Here is a 16,249-nt window from a genome sequence, read left to right as displayed (position 1 = left end):
ACACGAGTTGCGGGACCGCGATCACTTCACGTACGTTCCTGTACCAGGTCATGAGTGACAGTCATGAGGCCCCGGCCGACTGTCCGGCAACCCTCCGTCCGTGGCGGGGTGCCCCGGGTGAAGACCAGGCCGTGGACAGCAAGGTCCACGGCAAGCGCGGACCCCTCGCGAGACCAGGGGTCCTGGGTCGTTCGAGGGAGTCTCTCGTGAGCAAGCGAATGCGATAGGGCGTAGAGCCCCGCCTCCGCATCCCCTTTCCCCTTCCTCCGTGCTGGAGCCACACCCGCTCGCACGGCGGTTCCCCCTGCCTCTCACGGGAGTTCCCCCATGTCCGTCTCCACCGCTGCCGTCGCCCAGACCATTTGCTCCCCGTTGCCCGTTCTGGGCAGGGATGTCACCGTTCCGCTCGTCACGGGCGGCGAGGTCACCTACGCGGCCCTCGACTACGCGGCCAGCGCCCCCGCCCTGCAGCGCGTCTGGGACGACGTCGCGGCCTACGCCCCTTACTACGGCAGCGTCCACCGCGGCGCCGGCTACCTCTCCCAGCTGTCGACGGACCTGTTCGAGAACGCCCGCGCCACGGTCGCCGAGTTCCTCGACTGCCGCCCCGACGACCAGCTGGTCTTCACCCGCTCGACGACGGACTCCCTCAACCTCCTCGCCAGGGCCCTCCCCGCCGGCTGCCAGGTCTTCGTCTTCGAGACCGAGCACCACGCCTCGCTGCTGCCCTGGACGGACGCCCGCGTCACCTACCTCGACGCCCCGCGCACCCCGGGGCAGGCGGTGGCCACCCTGGAGCGCGCGCTCGCCGGCCGGGACCCGCACGGCCCGGCCCTGGTCTGCGTGACCGGCGCCTCGAACGTCACCGGCGAGCTGTGGCCCGTACGCGAGCTCGCGGCCGCCGCGCACGCCCACGGCGCCCGGATCGTCCTGGACGCGGCCCAGCTGGCCCCCCACCACCCCGTGTCCGTCCGTGACCTGGACGTCGACTGGGTCGCCTTCTCCGGCCACAAGCTCTACGCCCCCTTCGGCTCCGGCGTCCTGGCCGGCCGGGCCGACTGGCTGCGCGCGGCCGATCCGTATCTCGCGGGCGGCGGTGCCAGCCGCAAGGTCACCCGGCGCGAGGACGGGGGAGTGGACGTCGAGTGGCACGAGAACGCGGCCCGCCACGAGGCCGGCTCCCCGAACGTCATCGGCGCGTACTCCATCGCCTCGGCCTGCAAGGCCCTCACCGAGGCCGGCTTCGACACCCTGGTCGCCCGCGAGCGGTACCTGATCGAGAAGGTGCGGTCGGGCCTGGCCGAGGTCCCGCAGGTCAAGGTGCTGTCCTTGTTCGGCGACGACGCCCCGCGGGTCGGAGTGATCTCCTTCGTCGTCGAGGGCTGGAACAGCTCCCACTTCGCGGCGGCCCTCTCCGCCGAGTACGGCATCGGCGTCCGCGACGGCCTCTTCTGCGCCCACCCCCTGGTCCGCGCGCTGCTGGGGGGCGACCCGCAGACCCAGGGCGAGTGCGGCGCCCCCGAGGCGGCCCCGGGCGAGAAGTCCCTCAACGCCATCCGTGTCAGCTTCGGCGCCGGAACCCCCGACGAACACGTGGACCGCTTCGTCGAGGCCGTGCGGGAGCTGGTGACGGACGGCGCGCGGTGGACGTACAGGACGCAGGACGGCCGCTGCGTCCCCGCGGTCTAGTCGGGCTTGTCCGCCGGAGGCGGGGTTCGGACGGTCAGGAGTCGAGACCGATCGCGAACGCCGCCTCCAGGTCGTGCTGGGAGTACGTGCGGAACGCCACGTGCGTGTCCGTCGCCTCCACCCCGGGGATCTTGCTGATGCTCCCCGGAATGACCTCCGCGAGGTCCTCGTGCTGCTTCACCCGGACCATGGCGATCAGGTCGTACGTGCCGGTCACGGAAAACACCTCGCTCACCGAATCCAGCGCGGCGATCCGCTCAGCGATCTCGGGGATCCGGTCCACGCTGGTCTTGATGAGGACGATCGCGGTGATCACGGCTGGTTCTCTCCCTCGGGAGCCGGAGCTGGGGCGGCCCTCACTCTAGTCGCAGGACGAAAACGGGCCCACGCGCACGCGAAGCCCAGCCCGAAGCCCACCACGTGCGCCAGATAGGCCACCCCGGGCCCCTGGGTGGCCTGCCCCACCGCCACCCACTGCAGCGCCGCCCAGAACGGCAGCACGACCCACGCCGGGAACCGCAGCGGCAGGAAGAACAGGAACGGCAGGAGACTGGTGACGCGGGCCCGGGGGAACAGGTACAGGAAGGCGCCGAGGACCGCGGAGATCGCCCCGGAGGCGCCCACCAGCGACTGCGATGACGCGGCGTGCGCGGCCGCGTACCCCAGCAGGGCCAGGTAGCCGCAGCCGGAGTAGAAGAGGATGAACCGGACGCGGCCCATCCGGTCCTCCGTCATCGCCCCGAACACGTAGAGGAAGAGCATGTTGCCCAGGAGGTGCACCCAGCTGCCGTGGACGAAGAGAGCCGTGGCGGGCGTCAGGGTGGCTCGCGCGGAGCCGGCGAAGAGTTCCGCCGGGACCACGCCCCAGCGGCGGAAGTAGGCCCGCCGTGCGGCGAACAGCTCGTCGCCGGAGCCGTACGCCGGATTGAGTCCCGAGGCCGGGCCGATCACGAAGACCAGACAGCACAGGGCGATCAGTCCGTACGTCACCGGCGCCGAGGGGCTGCGGAGTGCTCTGCGGACGGTCCCGCTCCAGTTGCCGATCATGGACACAGAGCATGGCGTAAGGGGACGCACCAGCCCATATCGCCTCGCCGCCGTGGACGGATGGGCGGCGAGGACGTGGCAGGCCGTAGGGTTACGAGCCATGCACAGCGGGGAGCCTCCGGCGCGACCCGCATGGAAGACCGACACTAGAAGGAAGCGGACAGTCACGATGACGGTTCCCCTGCCGACCGCCACCACGCGGTGGCGCTGCACCCTCTGCGGCAACCTCACCCGGTTCGACGTGACGCGTTCGTCGAAGGTCGTCGAGTACGTCCACCTCGATCTCGCCGGTGAGCCGAAGGTGGAGGAGCGCGAGGTGGTCAGTGAGACCATCGAGTCGGTGCGGTGCCGCTGGTGCAACGCCGTGGACCAGGTGGAACTCGTGGATCGGCCGGGCGCCGGTTCCTGACGGTGGGGGTCCCCCCGCTCGAGCGAAGTCGAGAGTGGGCGAGGGGCCCGCACAGTATTGGGGTGGAGACGGATGGTGGAGAGCGCAGGCGGGGGGCCGGGCGACGGCGCCGCTGAGGTGCTCGACCGTCCGCTGCCCGACGGAGTGCGCCGCCGGGTCGTGCAGATCGTCTCCGACGGCTTCGGTGGTCTGACCGTCGGCGAACTTCCCGCTCAATTGAGGCAGTACGCCCGGTTCGCCCCCAATCGGCGGGCGAAGTTCGCGGGCAACGCGATGGCGGCCGCCCTGGAGACCGATCCGCTGTTCCGGCAGCGCATCGCCGAGAAGTACAGAGAAGCCCAGCCGGAGCTCTCCGGCGCTCTCGACTCCGGCTCGCCGACCCCGGCCGCGGACCCGCTCGACGTGGCGGCCGCGGCCTATGTGCTGCGGCCCGTCGGCTGGGTGAAGCTGGTGACCGCGGCCGGCGAGGAGGCGCAGCGGGCGGACGCCGAGCGCGCCGACGAGGAGAGCCGGGCCGAACTGGAGCGGCTGCGCGAGGAGCTCGCGCAGGCCCGCGAGCAGACCCGGCTGGACACCGAGCGGCTGCGGACCGAGCTGGACGCGGCGAAGAAGGAAGCGGAATCACTTCACCGCAAGCTGCGTTCGGCCCTCAGTGACGTCAAGCGCGGCGAGGCCGCGCTGCGCAAGGTGCAGGGCGAGATCGAGGCCGTACGCGCCGAGGGGCAGGCACAGGTGTCCGCCGCCGAGAGCGAGTCCCGGCGGCTGAAGGCGCGCCTGGGGGAGGCGGAGGCCGCCCTGGAGGCCACCCGGCGGGCGGCCCGTGAGGGGCGCAGCGTCGAGGACATGCGGCTGCGGCTGCTGCTGGACACCGTACTCGACGCGGCCCAGGGGCTGCGCCGCGAACTGGCCCTGCCGCCGGTGTCGGTGCGGCCGGCGGAGACCGTCGACGCGGTCGAACCGGGGCGCATGACCCCGAAGGACATCGCCGCGCGCGCCCTTTCGGAGAACGATCCGGCCATTCTCGACCAGTTGCTCGCACTGCCCCAGGCGCATCTGGTCGTCGACGGCTACAACGTCACCAAGACCGGCTATCCGCAGATGCCGTTGGAGAAGCAGCGGCTGCGGCTGCTGGGGCAGCTCTCGGCGCTCGCCGCGCAGACCGGAGCCGAGGTCACCTGTGTCTTCGACGGGGCCGAACTGGCCGCTCCGGTGCTGCTCGCGCCGCCGCGCGGGGTGCGGGTGCTGTTCTCCAAGGCGGGCGTGACCGCCGACGAGCTGATCCGCCAGCTGGTGCGCGCCGAGCCGCCGGGCCGGCCCGTCATCGTCGCCTCGACCGACCGCGAGGTCGCCGACGGGATCGCGAAGGCGGGGGCCCGGCCGGTGGCTTCCGCGGTACTTCTGAAGAGACTGTCCTGAAAGGGAGAAGTTGCAGGTTTAATGCCTGAATTGAGCGGGATCGTCACGCAACGTAGCGTCAATCACGTATCACCGCACGTGAGTTCCCGGGAAAAACTGCGTTGCGTAACGTGATTTTTGCGCCGGGGGATTTGATCTGATCACGGCGAGGTCACTAAGGTCTGGTGCTCGAACCTCCACACGGGTGATCACTCAAAAGAAGGAGCCCGTCTCCGTGGCGTCCCACCGTCGACCCAAGCAGCCGAGTCGCGCACGCGTGACCGTGCTGACCACCGCAGCCGCCGCTGCCGTCGCTCTGAGCTCCCAGGCCGCCAACGCGGCGCCGAGCGAGAAGCTCAGCAAGGACGAGGTAAAGGCCAAGGTCGACAAGCTCTACGAGGAGCAGGAGCAGGCCACCGAGAAGCTCAACGGGGCCGAGGAGAAGCAGGAGAAGCTCCAGAAGGAGATCTCCACCATCCAGGACAACGTCGCCCGCGGCCAGGAGGAGCTCAACGAGCTGCGTGACTCCATCGGCCTGGCGGCCGCCGCCCAGTACCGCACCGGCAGCATCGACTCCTCCCTCCAGCTCTTCCTGTCGTCGAACCCCGACGACTACCTGGACAAGGCGTCCGCCGCCGACCAGCTCAGCGCCCAGCAGGTCGAGGCGCTGAAGAAGATCCAGGAGAAGCAGCGAGAGCTCGCGCAGGAGCGCTCCGAGGCCTCCGAGAAGCTCAAGGACCTCGCCTCCACCCGGACCGAGCTGGCCAAGCAGAAGAAGATCGCGCAGGGCAAGCTCGCCGAGGCGCAGAAGCTCCTCAACTCGCTGACCGCCAAGGAGAAGGCCGCGCTGGCCGCCGAGCAGGACCGCGCCAGCCGCTCCTCCGCCGAGCGTGTCGACCTCGGCGACACGGGTTCCGCCTCCAGCCGCGCCGCAGCCGCGTTCGCCGCCGCCCAGTCCAAGCTCGGCTCGCCGTACGTCTACAGCGCGTCCGGCCCGAACTCCTTCGACTGCTCGGGTCTCACCTCCTGGGCCTACGCCCAGGCCGGCGTCTCCATACCCCGGACCTCGCAGGCGCAGGCCAACTTCGGCACGCGCATCTACTCCGTCAGCGACCTCAAGGTCGGCGACCTGGTGTTCTTCTTCAACGACCTGCACCACGTCGGCCTCTACGCGGGCAACGGCCAGATCCTGCACGCCCCGCGCACCGGCACCGTCGTCCGGTACGAGTCGATGAGCACGATCGGCGGCCCGTTCATGTTCGGCGTCCGCGTCTGACGCTCGAGCCCCGGGGGTTCGTCACTCCCACGGCTCCGTTCCAAGATCAGGACACGACACCGCCCGAACGGGCGAATTGCGACAACACGATGTGACCCCACGCCCCGCCGGTGACCTGCGTCAGCGGCGGGGCGTCACTGTGTGTGCCCGCCGAGGTCTTTGGCCCGCCCCTCGACACGGGGCTACTGTCTGCCGCGTTTCCTCCCGGGCCCCCGCCACGGGGGGACGGTCCCTGTCCGCCAGTGGAAGGAGCGCGGCTTCCCGTGGGGTCCCATCGCCGCCTTGCACCGTCCGGGTTCGACCGGGGCGCCACCAGCGCCCTGGGCGTGCTGTCCGCCGCGGCCGCCGCACTCGGCGCCCTGACCGCCGTACCGGCCTCGGCCGCGCCGCACGACGACACCCGCGCCGAGGTCGACCGGCTCTACGAGGAGGCCGAGCAAGCCACCGAGGCCTTCAACAAGGCCGGTGAGCGCGCCGGCGCCCTGCGCCGGGAGGTGGGCGACGCGCAGGACCATATCGCGCGGCAGCAAGGGCGCATCAATGACCTGCGCGAGACGCTCGGTTCGCTGGCCGGTGCCCAGTACCGCTCGGGCGGCCTCGACCCGTCCCTGGCGCTGCTCTTCTCCGACGACCCGGACGACTACCTCGCCAAGGCCTCCGTCCTCGACCGGATCACCACCCACCAGGCCGGTGAACTCAGGGAACTCCAGGACGCGATGCGCGAGCTCGCACAGGAGCGCACCGAGGCCGCCCGGAAGCTCGCCGAGCTGGAGAGGAGCCGCAAGGCCGTCGCCGGCCACAAGCGGACCGTCGAGCGGAAGCTCGCCAGAGCCCGGCAGTTGCTGAACGCCCTGCCGACCGCCGAACGCGCCGCCTACGACCGGGCCTCCCGCTCCGGCCGCTTCGACATGCCCGACCTCGCGGGCGCCGTCCCCGCCTCGGGCCGCGCGGCCGCCGCCCTCGCCGCCGCCCGCTCCGCGCTCGGCAAGCCGTACATCTGGGGCGCCAACGGCCCCTCCGGCTTCGACTGTTCGGGCCTGGTGCAGTGGTCGTACGCGCAGGCCGGGGTGTCCCTGCCCCGCACTTCGCAGGCCCAGGCGCACGCCGGCCGTCCGGTGCCGCTCTCCCAGGCCCAGCCCGGCGACATCGTCACCTACCGCTCGGACGCCAGCCATGTCGGCATGTACGCCGGCAACGGCCAGGTCATCCACGCTCCCTACCCGGGCGCGCCGGTGCGCTACGACCCGGTCGGGATGATGCCGGTCTCCTCGGTGACCAGGCCCTGACCGCGACCCGTTCGTGCGGGCCGCCGTACGATCAGGAGGATGGCTGGTCGTGGGCGGGTGCGCGGATCCGGGGTGCCGGGGCTCTGTCTGCTGCTCGTCTCGCTGGTCTCCTGCGGCGGAAATCCCGCGGCCGACACCGCGAAGGCCGAGGTGCAGCGGGTGCTGGACCGGCGGGCGGCGGCCGTCCTGCACCACGACGCGCCGGCGTACGCCGCCACCGGCACCCCCGAGGGCTACACCGACCTGAAGGCCCTGCCGCTGGCGGCCTGGTCGTACAAGGTGACCGCGGTGCGCCGGGACGGGGACTCCCTGACCGCCGACGCCGAGCTGAGCTATCGCGTCGAGGGCTACGACAGGGCCCCGGTGACCGCGGGCCGCGTCCTGCGCCTGACCCGGGACGCCGGCGGGTCGTGGTCCGTGACCTCCGAGAAGCCCGCGCGGAAGGCGGGAGAGCAGCTGTGGGACGAGGGCACGGTGGCCGTCGTGCACGGCGAGCACAGCCTGGTGCTGGGGGTCGGACAGCCCGTGGCGCGGCTGCGCTCCTTCGCGGACCTCGCCGACGACGCGGTCCCCGCGGTGTCGGCGGCCTGGGGTACGGACTGGGCGGGGCACGTCGTCGTCCTCGTACCGCGGTCGCTGGAGGGCATGGCGGGGCTGCTCGGCTCGCCCGCCTCCTCCTACCGGGGCATCGCCGCGGTCACCACCGGGGAGACCGGCGGCCGGACGAAGGCACCGGCCGACCGGGTGGTCGTCAACCCCGACGCCTACGCCCTGCTCGGCTCGGTCGGAAGGCAGGTCGTCCTCACCCACGAGACCACCCATGTCGCCACCCGCGCCCACACCAACGCCGCCACCCCGCTGTGGCTGTCCGAGGGATACGCCGACTGGGTCGGCTACCGGGGCACCGGGCGCACCCCGCCGCAGGTCGCGCCCGAGCTCCGGAGCGCCGTGGCCGAGGGCGGCCTACCGGCCGGGCTGCCCACCGACGCCGACTTCGGGTTCTCCGGCGACCCGGCCAGGCTGGCCCGGGCGTACGAGGGCGGCTGGCTGGCCTGCCGGATGATCGCCGAGCGGTGGGGCGAGGTGAAGCTGGACGCCTTCTACCGGGCGGTCGGCGCGCACCAGGAGCGGGCGGGAGCCGTCGAGGGCGCCCTGCGGAACGTGCTCGGCGTGTCCCTGACGGAGTTCACCGCGAACTGGCGGACGTATGTGCGGGATCAACTGGGCTGATCGAGGACCAGCGGCGGGCCATCGGACGGCAGGCCGTGGTCCTGTCGGGGCCGTCGGGCTCGTCGCGGCGGTCCCGCTGTTCGTCGGGGCCCCTGGATCATGGCCGCCTTCGGCGCCGGTGCTGCTGCGGATGACCCCGCCCGGTACGGCCGTTCGGCTGCCGCTCGTCCACGCGCTGTCGGGGCTCGGGCTGCCGGGCGTGTGCCTGGCGGCGTTGCCGGCGGTGGGGGCCTCCTGCGTCAGGAGGACGCGGCGGCGGTCTCGCTGGGACGCGCGGACTGATCGAGGACGGGGGCCTCCTCCGGCTCGGGGACCGTCGAGCGCCACAGCCGTACGGCGGCGCAGAGCGCGGCGGTGAGCAGGAGGCCGTTGCGCAGCGACAGGAGGGCCACGCCGAAGGGCGTGCTGTCGACGACGTCCGCGAACCGGACGGGGAACTCCAGCACCGTCACGGACGACGCGGCCAGGACCAGCACCGCCGGGCGGGTCATCGGGCCGGCGCGGAAGCAGAGGCAGACGGCCGCGAGACCGACCAGCCAGACCAGGTACTGGGGGCTGATCACCCGGCTGGTGACGGTGAACAGCAGCACCGCCGTGAACGCCGCGTCCGCGAGCGTGTGCGGTGCGAACCGTTTCGCCCTCAGCCGCCACAGCAGCAGCCAGCCGAGGGCGAGCGCGGTCAGACCCAGCGCGAGATCGCTCACCACCTGGACGTAGGGACCGAGGAACTCCACCGAGCCGTAGTTCAGCAGCACCCTGCCCCGCCAGCCGAACTGCCGGGCCACGTGGAAGACGAGGGCGCCCAGCGACTCCACCTCGGTGCCCCGGTCCCGCTGGAAGGTGAGGAAGGCGAAGGCGCCGGGCATCAGCAGGGCGAACAGACCCGAGAGCGCGGCGGCCGTCACCGCCGCGGCGCCCCACGCCCGGCGCCGCACCGCGCCCGCCAGCAGCAGCACCGGCCACACCTTCAGCAGCGCGGCGAACCCCGTCAGCGCCCCCATCACCCGCGGGCGCCGGGCGCCCGCGAGCAGCGCGGCCACCGCCACGGCGGTGACCATCACGTCGTAGCGGGAGTAGACCGTCGGGCCGAGCAGCGGGACGCCCGCCACCCACATCCAGGCGCCGCGCGGCGAGCGGCCGGGCCGCAGGCCGGCGTTGAGCAGCAGCATGAGGACGGCCAGGTCGGCGAGGAAGGCCAGGACGAAGAAGGCGGAGGCGTAGTCGAGGAAGGGGAGGAGGCCGGGCGAGAGGATGGCGAGGGCGGCGGCGGGCGGGTACTGCCAGGTGACGTCGGACTGCGGGAACGTGCCGGTGCGCAGGACGTCGTACCAGCCCTGGTAGATGGACGACACGTCGGTCGTGACGTCCGGGCCGGGGAAGACGAGCACCTGGAAGACGAAGAGCAGCAGAGCGAGCCGGGTCACGCCCCAGGTCGTCAGCAGCGAGGCCAGGGGTGGCCTCGCGTCCTTCGTCGTCATGAGGCCCATGATTCCCCGCCCTGCTGTGAGCCGCCGCCCCGAGCGGCTGTGCGTGGCGTTTGGATACAGTCGGCCTCGATGCACAAGACCCTGATCGTGACGAACGACTTTCCGCCCCGACCCGGCGGTATCCAGGCGTTCCTGCACAACATGGCGCTCCGGCTCGACCCCGACCGCCTCGTCGTCTACGCCTCGACCTGGAAGCGGAGCCGGGAGGGGGTCGAGGCGACGGCCGCCTTCGACGCCGAGCAGCCCTTCACCGTCGTACGGGACTCCACGACGATGCTGCTGCCGACGCCCGGGGCGACCCGGCGGGCGGTCGGGCTGCTGCGGGAGCACGGGTGCACGTCGGTGTGGTTCGGGGCGGCCGCGCCGCTCGGGCTGATGGCGCCGGCGCTGCGCAGGGCCGGCGCCGAGCGGCTCGTCGCGACGACCCACGGGCACGAGGCCGGATGGGCGCAGCTGCCCGCCGCCCGGCAGCTTCTGGGGCGGATCGGGGAGACCACGGACACGATCACCTACCTGGGCGAGTACACGCGCTCGCGGATAGCGACCGCGCTGAGCGCCGGGGCGGCCGGGCGGATGGTGCAGCTGCCGCCGGGCGTCGACGAGAAGACCTTCCACCCCGGGTCGGGCGGCGACGCGGTGCGGGCGCGGCTCGGGCTGACCGACCGGCCGGTGGTCGTGTGCGTCTCGCGGCTGGTGCCGCGCAAGGGCCAGGACACGCTGATCCTGGCCATGCCCCGGATCCTGGCCGCCGAGCCGGGCGCCGTCCTGCTGATCGTGGGGGGCGGGCCGTACGAGAAGGATCTGCGCAGGCTCGCGCACGAGACCGGGGTCGCCGCGTCCGTGCGGTTCACCGGGGCGGTGCCCTGGGCCGAGCTGCCCGCGCACTACGGCGCCGGCGACGTCTTCGCGATGCCGTGCCGGACCCGGCGGGGCGGGCTGGACGTCGAGGGGCTCGGGATCGTCTACCTGGAGGCGTCCGCCACCGGGCTGCCCGTCGTCGCCGGGGACTCGGGCGGGGCACCCGACGCCGTGCTCGACGGGGAGACGGGCTGGGTCGTGCGCGGCGGCTCCCCGGCCGACGCCGCCGAGCGGATCACCGCCCTCCTCGGGGACGCCGAGCTGCGCCGCCGGATGGGGGAGCGGGGGCGGCAGTGGGTGGAGGAGAAGTGGCGGTGGGACCTGCTCGCGGAGCGGTTGAAAACATTGCTCTAGACTTTTCCCCTTTTGCTCTAGCCGGACGGCGGCAATCCGCCGATGCTGCGCACATGACAGCAAAACTGATGCAGCGTCAGCTGACGAGACGTCACATACTTGGTATGGCCGCCCTCCAGACGGCGGCCACCCTCGGCTTCACCCGCGTCGGTCTCCAGTCGGCCCGCGCGGCCGAGCCCGCCGCGGTCGAGTCCGCCCCCGCGATCGTCGTCGGCTCCGGCTACGGCGCCTCCGTCGCCGCCCTCCGCCTGGGCCAGGCCGGCATCCGCACCCTCGTCCTCGAGATGGGCCGGCTGTGGAACACCGCCGGCGCCGACGGCAAGGTCTTCTGCAACACCGCCAACCCCGACCAGCGGTCCATGTGGTTCCGCACCCGCACCGAGGCGCCCCTGGCCACCTTCCTCTGGCTGGACGTCGTCAACAAGGACATCAGTCCCTACCCGGGCGTCCTGGACCGGGTGCACTTCGCCAACATGTCCGTCTTCGTGGGCCGCGGCGTGGGCGGCGGCTCCCTCGTCAACGGCTCGATGGCGGTCACCCCGCTCCGGTCCTACTTCGCCGAGCAGTTCCCGACCGTCGACGTCACGGAGATGTACTCCACGTACTTCCCACGCGCCCGCGCCATGCTCGGCGTCAACACCGTCGACCCCGCCTGGTTCGAGGCGACCGAGTGGTACCAGTTCAGCCGGGTCTCCCGGAAGCACGCGGCGAACACCGGTCTGAAGACCACCTTCGTGCCCAGCGTCTACGACTTCGGCTACATGCAGCGCGAGGCCGCCGGGACGGCCACCAAGTCGGCCCTCGGGCAGGAGGTCATCTACGGCAACAACTACGGCAAGAAGAGCCTCGACAAGACGTATCTGGCCGCCGCCCTCGGCACCGGGAACGTCACCCTCCACACCATGGAGAAGGTGAGGTCGATCAGCCGGGCGAGCGACGGCACCTGGCTGCTGACCGCCGACCGCATCGACGGCACCGGCGCGGTCGTCGAGACCAAGCAGTACGGCTGCACGTACCTGTTCCTCGGCGGCGGCAGCCTGGGGACGAGCGAACTGCTGGTGCGGGCCCGGGAGACGGGCACGCTCCCGGCGCTCGACGCGAGCGTCGGCACCGGCTGGGGCACGAACGGCAACGTGATGCTCGGGCGGGCCAACCACCTCTGGGACACCGTCGGAGCCAACCAGTCGACCATGCCGGTGATGGGCATCGACGACTGGGCCAACACCGACAACCCCGTCTTCGCCGAGATCGCCCCGCTGCCGACGGGACTCGAGCACTGGGTCAGCCTCTATCTGGCGATCACCAAGAACCCGCAGCGGGCGGCCTTCACGTACGACGCCTCGTCAGGGGGAGTGAAGCTGGGCTGGACTGCGGCCCAGAGCGCGGTCTCCGTGAGCATGGCGAAGAAACTGTTCGACCGGATCAACTCGGCGAACTCGACGATCTACCGGTACGACCTCTTCGGCTCCTCCAACAAGGTCTTCGCCGACGACTTCACGTACCACCCGCTCGGTGGCTGTGTGCTGGGGAAGTCGACCGACAACTACGGCCGGGTGAAGGGGTATTCGAAGCTGTACGTCACCGACGGCTCCCTGGTGCCCGGCAACATCGGGGTGAACCCGTTCGTCACCATCACCGCGCTCGCCGAACGCACGATGGCGCGGGTCCTCGCCGAGGACACCGCGCCATGAGCCGACTCGGGGACTACTTCGCGTAGATCGCCTCGATCTCCGTCGCGTAGTCCTTCGCCACGACGTTGCGCTTGAGCTTCAGCGACGGCGTGAGATGGCCCGAGTCCTCCGTGAACTGGGAGGAGAGAATGCGGAACTTCCGCACCGATTCCGCCTTCGACACCGCGGCGTTGCCGTCGTCGATCGCCGACTGGATCGCGGCCAGCAGGTCCGCGTCCTGGCTCAGCGACGCCGCGGTGGAGCCCGCCGGCTTGCCGTGCTCGGCGGCCCAACGGCCCAGGAACTCCTCGTCGATGGTGACCAGCGCGCCCACGAACGGCCGCCCGTCGCCCACCACCATGCACTCCGCGACCAGCGCGTGCGCGCGGATACGGTCCTCGATCACGGCCGGGGCGACGTTCTTGCCGCCCGCGGTGACGATGATCTCCTTCTTGCGGCCGGTGATCCGGAGGTAACCGTCCTCGTCCAGGGTGCCGATGTCACCGGTGTGGAACCAGCCGTCGGCCAGCGCCTCGGCGGTCGCGGCCGGGTTGTTCCAGTACTCCTTGAACAGGTGCTCGCCGTGCAGCAGCACCTCGCCGTCGTCCGCGATCCGCACCACCGAGCCCGGCAGCGGCTGGCCGACCGTGCCGATCTTCTGCCGGTCCCAGGGGTTGAACGCGGTCGCGGCACAGGACTCGGTCAGGCCGTAGCCCTCCAGCACGGTGAAGCCGATGCCGCGGAAGAAGTGCCCCAGACGCTCCCCGAGCGGGGCGCCGCCGGAGATCGCGTACTCGCCCTTGCCGCCGAGCACCGCGCGCAGCTTGCTGTAGACCAGCTTGTCGAAGACCTTGTGCTTGATCTTCAGGCCGAGGGGCGGGCCCGACGGCAGGTCCAGCGCCTTGCTGTACGCGATCGCGGTGTCCGCCGCCTTGTCGAAGATCGCGCCCTTGCCGTCGGCCTGCGCCTTGGCGCGCGCCGAGTTGTAGACCTTCTCGAAGACGCGCGGCACGCCCAGGATCAGCGTCGGCCGGAAGGACGCCAGTTCGTCGGTGAGGTTCTTGATGTCCGGGACCGTGCCGAGCTTGATCGGCGCCATCATCGGGGCGATCTGCACCAGCCGGCCGAAGACGTGCGCGAGCGGCAGGAACAGCAGGACGCTGCACTCGCCGGTACGGAAGAGGGGACGCAGCCGCTCCACGACGTTCCCGCACTCGGCGAAGAAGCTGCGGTGGGTGAGCACACAGCCCTTGGGCCGGCCGGTCGTGCCGGACGTGTAGACGATGGTCGCCGGGTCGTCGGCCTTGGCGAGCGAGCCGCGCTCCTCGACCGTCTGGTCGGAGACGTCCTGGCCGAGCCGCCCGAGCTCCTCGACACCCCCCGACTCGATCTGCCAGACGTGCTTCAGCGCGGGCAGCGCGTCACGCACCGACTCGACGGCGGCGGCGTGGTTGTCCAGCTCCACGACGATCGCGGTCGCGCCCGAGTCGGAGAGGATCCACTGCACCTGCTCCGCAGAACTGGTCTCGTACACCGGCACGGTGACCGCGCCCGCGCACCAGATCGCGAAGTCGAGCAGCGTCCACTCGTAACGGGTGCGCGACATCAGGCCGACCCGGTCGCCCGGCTGGACACCCGAGGCGATGAGGCCCTTGGCGGCGGCGTGCACCTCGGCCAGGAAGACCGTGGCGGTCACGTCCTGCCAGGCACCGCCCACCTTTCGGGCCATGACGGCGACGTCTGGATGCTGCGCGGCGTTTCTGCGGACGATGTCGGTCAGATTGCCGTCCGCAGGGACCTCGTACAAAGCCGGAAGGCTGAACTCGCGCAAGACTGCTGCTCCTCATAGGGCGCCGGCGCCACGACGTTGTGCGATGCGACGGTGCGGTCCAAGGCTCGGGCTGCGCTCAGGAACTCGGTCGTTGAAATCCTGAGCACGACTGGACGGCCCGGACGTTACCCGCCGGTATGGCTTCTTCGACAGGGGGGTCCGACGAGATGTTCGCTGCGTCACACAGATTGGTGTTTCCTCGCGCACAGTAGTCCACCCCTTTACTGACTGGCCAGTAACCGCTATTTCCGCCGTCACTGTTCACGTATGCCGCACACCCTTACTCTTGATCGACATGGCATCCACACCCTCCGACAGCCGCAGGACCCGCATTCACGTAGTCAGTGACGTGCACGGCAACGCCCGTGACCTGGCCCGTGCCGGAGAGGGTGCGGACGCCTTGATCTGTCTGGGCGACCTCGTCCTCTTCCTGGACTACGCCGATCACTCCCGCGGAATCTTCCCCGACCTCTTCGGCGTGGAGAACGCCGACAGAATCGTCGAACTGCGCACCGCCCGCCGCTTCGAGGAGGCCCGCGAACTCGGCGCCCGCCTGTGGGGCGGCATCGACGGCGACCGCGCCGCGCTGATCGAACAGGCCGTGCGCAGGCAGTACGCCGAGCTGTTCCCGGCGTTCCCGACCCCGACCTACGCCACGTACGGCAATGTCGACATGCCGCACCTGTGGCCAGAGTACGCGGGAGAGGGCACGACGGTCCTGGACGGCCAGCGGGTGGAGATCGGCGGCCGCGTCTTCGGCTTCGTCGGAGGAGGCCTGCGGACGCCGATGCGCACCCCGTACGAGATCAGCGACGAGGAGTACGCGGCCAAGATCGAGGCCGTCGGCGAGGTCGACGTGCTGTGCACCCACATCCCGCCCGAGGTGCCGGAACTCGTCTACGACACCGTCGCACGCCGCTTCGAACGCGGCAGCCGCGCGCTGCTGGACGCGATTCGCCGGACTCGCCCGCGTTACTCCCTCTTCGGACACGTCCACCAGCCGCTGGCCCGGCGGATGCGGATCGGCGCGACCGAATGCGTGAACGTCGGGCACTTCGCCGGGACCGGCAGGCCGTGGGCACTTCAGTGGTGAGCCGGCGAAGACGCGTTTCGGTGACCTGACGCCGGGTGAACTCGGCTGGTCGGGCGCGCGGTAGCCTTCACGCTGCACACACGTACCTTTACGGGCCCGCATCCGGAGGAGTCACGGCGATGGCGGAACACACCAGCTCGAGCATCATGATCGAGGCGGCACCGGCCGACGTCATGGCCGTGATCGCGGACTTCGCCCGCTACCCGGACTGGACCGGCGAGGTGAAGCAGGCGGAGGTCCTCAAGGAGGACGAGCAGGGCCGCGCCGAGCAGGTCCGGCTCGTCATGGACGCCGGCGCGATCAAGGACGACCAGGTCCTCGGCTACACCTGGACCGGCGAGCACGAGGTCTCCTGGACCCTGGTCAAGTCCCAGATGCTCCGCCAGCTCGACGGCTCCTATCTCCTGAAGCCGGCCGGGGCGGGCGCCACCGAGGTCACCTACCAGCTGACGGTCGACGTCAAGATCCCGATGCTGGGCATGATCAAGCGCAAGGCGGAGAAGGTCATCATCGACCGGGCACTGGCGGGCTTGAAGAAGCGGGTGGAGTCTGGGCGGTAGGGGGCGCGGCTCCCGTTCGGCTGCCGGGGCCTCGCGGCCGGCCGGGCCCGCGCGGCGGAGCCCC

Annotated in this window: 14 protein-coding genes and 1 riboswitch; of the genes, 10 read left to right on the top strand and 4 right to left on the bottom strand. The window is 71.3% G+C overall.

Annotation, left to right across the window (positions count from 1 at the left end):
* Positions 1–46 precede the first annotated feature (46 nt).
* Positions 47–163: riboswitch (SAM riboswitch) on the top strand.
* A gap of 164 nt (positions 164–327) precedes the next feature.
* The gene (locus tag ACIBVL_RS02090) at positions 328–1,689 is read left to right on the top strand and encodes an aminotransferase class V-fold PLP-dependent enzyme (RefSeq protein ID WP_399090277.1); all 1,362 of its coding nucleotides are present in this window, start codon (positions 328–330) and stop codon (positions 1,687–1,689) included.
* Positions 1,690–1,723: 34 nt separating this feature from the next.
* Here the strand turns inward: ACIBVL_RS02090 and ACIBVL_RS02085 are convergent, their stop codons facing one another.
* Positions 1,724–2,005, bottom strand: coding sequence for an Lrp/AsnC family transcriptional regulator (locus ACIBVL_RS02085; protein WP_089101146.1), 282 nt, complete (start codon positions 2,003–2,005; stop codon positions 1,724–1,726).
* Complete coding sequence (locus ACIBVL_RS02080; RefSeq protein ID WP_399090274.1) at positions 2,002–2,736, bottom strand: rhomboid family intramembrane serine protease; 735 nt, start codon at positions 2,734–2,736, stop codon at positions 2,002–2,004. Before ACIBVL_RS02080 ends, ACIBVL_RS02085 begins: the two co-directional genes overlap by 4 nt.
* A 169-nt stretch (positions 2,737–2,905) precedes the next feature.
* Here ACIBVL_RS02080 and ACIBVL_RS02075 point away from each other — a divergent pair, with 169 nt between their 5' ends.
* From ACIBVL_RS02075 to ACIBVL_RS02055, 5 genes are all read left to right on the top strand, one after another.
* Positions 2,906–3,145 (top strand): hypothetical protein, encoded by a 240-nt coding sequence (locus tag ACIBVL_RS02075; RefSeq protein ID WP_055541554.1) that lies wholly within the window; start codon positions 2,906–2,908, stop codon positions 3,143–3,145.
* 72 nt (positions 3,146–3,217) lie between these two features.
* Positions 3,218–4,561 carry an NYN domain-containing protein gene (locus tag ACIBVL_RS02070; RefSeq protein ID WP_399090270.1) on the top strand — a complete coding sequence of 448 codons (1,344 nt, stop codon included), beginning with the start codon at positions 3,218–3,220 and terminating at the stop codon, positions 4,559–4,561.
* Positions 4,562–4,775: 214 nt separating this feature from the next.
* Positions 4,776–5,816: an NlpC/P60 family protein gene (locus ACIBVL_RS02065; RefSeq protein WP_399090267.1), complete on the top strand. Its 1,041-nt coding sequence runs from the start codon at positions 4,776–4,778 to the stop codon at positions 5,814–5,816.
* A 263-nt stretch (positions 5,817–6,079) separates the two neighbouring features.
* Positions 6,080–7,102 (top strand): NlpC/P60 family protein, encoded by a 1,023-nt coding sequence (locus tag ACIBVL_RS02060; RefSeq protein WP_399090264.1) that lies wholly within the window; start codon positions 6,080–6,082, stop codon positions 7,100–7,102.
* Between the two features lie 39 nt (positions 7,103–7,141).
* Entirely contained in the window at positions 7,142–8,332 is a 1,191-nt protein-coding gene (locus tag ACIBVL_RS02055) for a hypothetical protein (protein ID WP_399090261.1), read from the top strand.
* Positions 8,333–8,571: 239 nt separating this feature from the next.
* On the opposite strand, the gene ACIBVL_RS02050 is transcribed toward ACIBVL_RS02055, so the two are convergent.
* A complete protein-coding gene (locus tag ACIBVL_RS02050; protein ID WP_399090258.1) occupies positions 8,572–9,810 on the bottom strand; it encodes a glycosyltransferase 87 family protein in 1,239 nt (412 codons plus the stop codon).
* 78 nt (positions 9,811–9,888) lie between these two features.
* On the opposite strand from ACIBVL_RS02050, the gene ACIBVL_RS02045 reads away from it, so the two are divergent.
* Together ACIBVL_RS02045 and ACIBVL_RS02040 are read left to right on the top strand one after the other, a co-directional pair.
* Positions 9,889–11,031: a glycosyltransferase family 4 protein gene (locus ACIBVL_RS02045; RefSeq protein ID WP_399090255.1), complete on the top strand. Its 1,143-nt coding sequence runs from the start codon at positions 9,889–9,891 to the stop codon at positions 11,029–11,031.
* A gap of 104 nt (positions 11,032–11,135) precedes the next feature.
* Positions 11,136–12,722, top strand: coding sequence for a GMC oxidoreductase (locus ACIBVL_RS02040; protein ID WP_399090252.1), 1,587 nt, complete (start codon positions 11,136–11,138; stop codon positions 12,720–12,722).
* A gap of 13 nt (positions 12,723–12,735) precedes the next feature.
* On the opposite strand, the gene ACIBVL_RS02035 is transcribed toward ACIBVL_RS02040, so the two are convergent.
* Positions 12,736–14,532, bottom strand: coding sequence for an AMP-dependent synthetase/ligase (locus tag ACIBVL_RS02035; protein ID WP_399090249.1), 1,797 nt, complete (start codon positions 14,530–14,532; stop codon positions 12,736–12,738).
* A gap of 295 nt (positions 14,533–14,827) precedes the next feature.
* Here ACIBVL_RS02035 and ACIBVL_RS02030 point away from each other — a divergent pair, with 295 nt between their 5' ends.
* Positions 14,828–15,625 carry a metallophosphoesterase gene (locus ACIBVL_RS02030; RefSeq protein ID WP_399090246.1) on the top strand — a complete coding sequence of 266 codons (798 nt, stop codon included), beginning with the start codon at positions 14,828–14,830 and terminating at the stop codon, positions 15,623–15,625.
* 119 nt (positions 15,626–15,744) lie between these two features.
* Positions 15,745–16,185: an SRPBCC family protein gene (locus tag ACIBVL_RS02025; protein WP_399090241.1), complete on the top strand. Its 441-nt coding sequence runs from the start codon at positions 15,745–15,747 to the stop codon at positions 16,183–16,185.
* The last annotated feature ends 64 nt before the right edge of the window (positions 16,186–16,249 follow it).

This window comes from Streptomyces sp. NPDC049687, assembly GCF_044465285.1.
Classification (GTDB): domain Bacteria; phylum Actinomycetota; class Actinomycetes; order Streptomycetales; family Streptomycetaceae; genus Streptomyces.
Note: the sequence above shows the minus strand (reverse complement) of the source record. Positions and strands in the feature narration are given on the sequence as shown.

Bases quoted from the DNA above. Each gene is read 5' to 3' on its own strand.
- ACIBVL_RS02090 (WP_399090277.1), top strand. From the start codon at position 328: ATGTCCGTCTCCACCGCTGCCGTCGCCCAGACCATTTGCTCCCCGTTG.
- ACIBVL_RS02080 (WP_399090274.1), bottom strand. From the start codon at position 2,736: ATGATCGGCAACTGGAGCGGGACCGTCCGCAGAGCACTCCGCAGCCCC.
- ACIBVL_RS02075 (WP_055541554.1), top strand. From the start codon at position 2,906: ATGACGGTTCCCCTGCCGACCGCCACCACGCGGTGGCGCTGCACCCTC.
- ACIBVL_RS02070 (WP_399090270.1), top strand. From the start codon at position 3,218: ATGGTGGAGAGCGCAGGCGGGGGGCCGGGCGACGGCGCCGCTGAGGTG.
- ACIBVL_RS02055 (WP_399090261.1), top strand. From the start codon at position 7,142: ATGGCTGGTCGTGGGCGGGTGCGCGGATCCGGGGTGCCGGGGCTCTGT.
- ACIBVL_RS02050 (WP_399090258.1), bottom strand. From the start codon at position 9,810: ATGACGACGAAGGACGCGAGGCCACCCCTGGCCTCGCTGCTGACGACC.
- ACIBVL_RS02045 (WP_399090255.1), top strand. From the start codon at position 9,889: ATGCACAAGACCCTGATCGTGACGAACGACTTTCCGCCCCGACCCGGC.
- ACIBVL_RS02040 (WP_399090252.1), top strand. From the start codon at position 11,136: ATGGCCGCCCTCCAGACGGCGGCCACCCTCGGCTTCACCCGCGTCGGT.
- ACIBVL_RS02030 (WP_399090246.1), top strand. From the start codon at position 14,828: ATGGCATCCACACCCTCCGACAGCCGCAGGACCCGCATTCACGTAGTC.
- ACIBVL_RS02025 (WP_399090241.1), top strand. From the start codon at position 15,745: ATGGCGGAACACACCAGCTCGAGCATCATGATCGAGGCGGCACCGGCC.